Raw genomic sequence first — 4172 nt, 5'->3', positions numbered from 1 at the left:
GAGTTCCCCCTGGCCATATCTCGCAAGTCCTGGATGGCACTCAATATCCATCGATTGGTGTTCATATGTATCGCCCACATTGCCAAATTAACTGGTGGCTTGGCTTATCCAACCAACCCCACCCGCCTAAGGGGAATTTTTCTTGCCTAGCGCCATTCCTGACTGTGCAGGCTGTCCGAAGATTGCTCATCAAGATGAACCGTTTGTCGAAGCAGTCGCTTGAGCGCGTCGTTATGGCTAACTTGAGCAATTCTCTCGTGCCAGACATCTTACTTCCGGCCCCCAATTGCTGATTATCAGGGCCACGACATAACTTAACAACTCCTGGCTGCGTGTGAAGCATTTGGCGTGGTGGTCCAAGACCATGTCGTGATCGGGAAAAAGGCTGAGTTTTTCCTGCGGCCCGCTAAAGTCCATGTGCTGAACCAAAATCATAGGCATTTAGGGGCTGAGTTGGTCGTGGTTTTCATCACTCAGAAAAATTAGGAACAGGTTTTCCTCTCCTCAAATGTACAATTTCCCATCTGTCGTGGTGCGATTGATAAGAGCGCAGAGACGATCGACAAATCCGTCGTCGAGCTATTTGCCAAAGGTGCGAATGACCCAATCATAGGCATCGCCGCTTGAAGCAAACTGTATACGAATGTCAGGAGTGTTGGCGCCCGGCACAGGAGCTTCTGCCACGATCATATTTTCCAGTGCCAAGGCGCCATCGCTGATCTTATCTGCTTCCAATAGGATCCTCTGATAGAGCATGGCCTCTTCCTGGACGTCCAGTTGCCAAGATAGAGATGAGGCAGCGGGCCAAGTTCCAGAGCATTTTACTTCTCCAAGTCAAAGACCTTGAAAAAAATCGCCAAGTACACGCAAGAAATCCAAGAGGGAGAGTTCTTCGTCCGAATACCGGCTCCGCGCCATAAATCCTGCCTCCAAAACTAAACCAACTTTGGCACTGCTCTACGGGGGTAAGGCACTCGGCCTTTTTGGGGGCGCAGTGCAGTTGCTGAACTGTGCCGCACACACTTTGTTAGATACCTGAATTGGAAACACAACTGCGCCCGTTCGGATGTCCCACGATCGGCCTGATTTTTTGTTGCCGTTTTTTGATTTCTCCACCTTTAGAAAGTTGGCTGTATTTCACGCGTTATCAAGTTAACAACCATTGGTTGATATCCGGGTGCCGTAAAAGCACGATACAATCCGGGACCAACCTCATGCCGCTGACAGTTACAACGCAAACGACCGCTGAAATCTCTGGCGGCCGCACTACAACATTGCAACCAGAGAACTTCGACACAGCACAGTCGATTTCAATCATTGATAGTCCCGACCACGGTCGGCTGACGGTCAATCCAGACAATTCTCTGGCGCTGGTGATGACCGAAACGGATTACACCGGTTCCCTCGATTTTACTATCGAGGTGACCGATGCAAGTGGCGCAACCTCGCAGCAGACGATCTCGATGAATGTTGTGCAGGGCAGTCAAGCCGCCGGTTGGGCAACCGGCGCCAACCACTACATGCTGGAAACTGATGATGACAGTGAATTGGTCATCGAAACAGGCGACAACCACCGCGAAGTTTATGTCACCGGGTCATCCGACGCTCTGAGTATTGCCGACATTGCGTCGGCAGAAGGGCTGCAGACATGGCAGATCAACGCACAATGGCTGGCAGACAACCCCCAATACGGGTCGAGCCCGGACACGGCGTTGGACATGGATACTGCGATGATGCTTTGGGGCGAGCTGGTCGGTACAGGGTCCGAACCATCATCCAACTGGCTGCGTTTCGAAGCAGGGTATACCTATCAATCGCGCGGTGAAGACATCTCTACCCGCGGCATGCAGGGCGAAAGCCCGCTGCACCCTATCGTTATCACTTCCTATGGCGAAGGCGCGCAGCCGGTCATAGAGGGCGACATTTACTTTATCGCCAATGATTTCAGCAACATAGTCGTCCACGATCTGCACTTCGTGGATACTGTTCTGGTGGCTGGTCCTGGCGATCAAAGCAACAACGTGATCTTCGATTCCGTCACCGGCACCGAGGAAGGCGCGCTTGTTGTACAGAATGTTGACAGCTTCACTCTGCGCGACTCCAACTTCTATAACCTGAACCCTGACGAACCGGTGCACGGTGGTACCTGGCACGCATTCGATGACCGGGTTCAAGGCATCTATGCCCAAGGTGGCGTCGGCCTTTTGATCGAAGGCACACGCTTTACCGAGATCGGCTGGGAAGACGGTTACGCATACGACCGCAACGCGAACTCTTCGCAAGCGCCCGGCATGTTCAGCCACGCCGTATATGTTCAAAATGACAACCTTGATGTGACATTCCGTGACAACATCATGGGCCAGGCCGCATCTTTTGGCGCTCAAATTCGAACCGGTGGTTTCGTCGAAGACAACCTGTTTTTCGACAACAATGCCATGCTCAACGTTCTGGGCGGCGGCGACTCTGGACCCGTTGGGCACTACTCTCTCGTCCAAGGCAACGTGGTAACGGATGCTGGGTATCGCGACGCTGTAACGGCCGGAGCCCTGTCATTGGGGATCGACAACCAAGGTTATCAAACGGCCCTGATCGGAAACATCGTGGCCCATTTGACTGACCCGGAAGCCCCTTGGGAACTCGACAGCCACTTTTACAACAATGGCGGATTGAACAACCAGCAAGCGGCGTTTTTCGACGACACCGTCGTCTACAACTGGTTCAGCGGCGAAGACGTTCTCTATGACCGAGAAGGATCGCATGAACGCAATGTAGACGGGCTTGACCGCAGCGTGCTGGATCAAACGACCATGAACAACTTGGCGCGTTTGATCCTGAACGATCCCAATGCGGTCACGGATGATTTGGTGCAATGGATCCAAGTCAACGAAGTCACGGCGGATGAACTCAACGCCTATTTCCAAACCGCGTTCGGAATTCTTCCAGAGGTACGTACGGATGCCCGCGAAGTGCGTTTTATCCCTGATGAGCGGGGCGACGGCGTGCGTTGGGACAATCGCCTGAATTGGGACAGTGGCGACATCGCAGGCAGTGTTGAAGGCGACAGCGTAGATCTTGGCGGTAACCTTGTGATCTATGGTGGCACTCAAACCATTTCCGCACTGGATATGGGCGACAACGGCCGCCTCGAGGTTTCAAGCGGTCGGCTGACTGTCACTGGACAGGCCACGTCGGGTGCATCGGGGGGCGAGATCGATATTACTTCTGCCGGTCAGGTTTGGCTCGGAGGCTATTCAAGCCAAGGTGTCCTGAACGTAACTCAGGATGGCGGGCGGTTTGCCAACACTGGTTTGGTGAGCAGCAATGTTGACCTGGTCATCGAAAGTGGTCAGGCAATCCTGAGCGCTGACGGCGGAATTTATACTGTTGGCCGGAACGCTGAACTCGTCATCAATGGTGCGGACGCCTTGGTCGGCTTTGACGACGACGATGGTGATCTGGGTGTTATTCGCTTTGATGCCGGTGCTGATCTGACGATTGCGAGCGACGCATCGGGTCTGGGACGTATCGCCGAATTCCGCTCTGGGGCATTTGGAGACAATCCAAATGTGACTTCCCGCATCGAATTGGGTGACTTGGATCTGACGGTAGACCTGACACAAGCCTACATTAGCAATGGTACCTACATGCTCATGAGTGCGGATGAGATTATCGGCAGCTTGGGCAGCTTCGATGTTATGGGTCTGGGTGGACGCGGCGCCACGATTACAGTCAACTACGACACAGATGAAGTCTGGCTCGAGCTTGGTGCCGGGTCTGGCACGTCCATCACAACAATCGGGCAGGGTGATGTTCTTGATACAAACACAGTTCCTGAGGACATCATTCTTTCTTCCACTGTTGTGTCTGAGTGGGTTGCAGGTGCAGTGATTGGAGAGATCCGGGTTCTCGACAGAGACAGTGACGACAGCCACGCATTCTCAGTTTCTGATGATCGTTTCGAAATTGTTAACGGGCATTTGCAACTGCGCTCTGGAGCATCTTTGAGCTTCGAGGAAGCCAGCATGATCAATATCGAAATCACGGCGACCGATACAGCTGGGGCGTCCATTTCTGAAAGCTTCGCCATCGAAGTTCTTGACGTGCAAGACCCTGTTGTTTCGAACGGCTTTCTTGCTCGATACCTTGGGTTGGATGACACGCAAAGAAGCTTA

General features: G+C 53.1%; 2 protein-coding genes. One reads left to right on the top strand and one right to left on the bottom strand.

The genetic code is table 11. The features are described from left to right. Nucleotides 1-579 precede the first annotated feature (579 nt). The gene (locus tag AC53L6_RS24205; protein ID WP_496909691.1) at nucleotides 580-756 is read right to left on the bottom strand and encodes a hypothetical protein; all 177 of its coding nucleotides are present in this window, start codon (nucleotides 754-756) and stop codon (nucleotides 580-582) included. A 458-nt stretch (nucleotides 757-1214) separates the two neighbouring features. Between AC53L6_RS24205 and AC53L6_RS24200 the strand changes: the two genes are divergently transcribed. Beyond that, nucleotides 1215-4172, top strand: a 2958-nt coding sequence (locus AC53L6_RS24200; protein WP_496909690.1) for an Ig-like domain-containing protein, incomplete at its 3' end; no start/stop codon positions are given.

The organism is Tateyamaria sp. LSS28, assembly GCF_059611725.1.
Note: the sequence above shows the minus strand (reverse complement) of the source record. Positions and strands in the feature narration are given on the sequence as shown.

Coding starts and splice junctions, on each gene's coding strand:
- AC53L6_RS24205 (WP_496909691.1), bottom strand. CDS start 756: ATGCTCTATCAGAGGATCCTATTGGAAGCAGATAAGATCAGCGATGGC.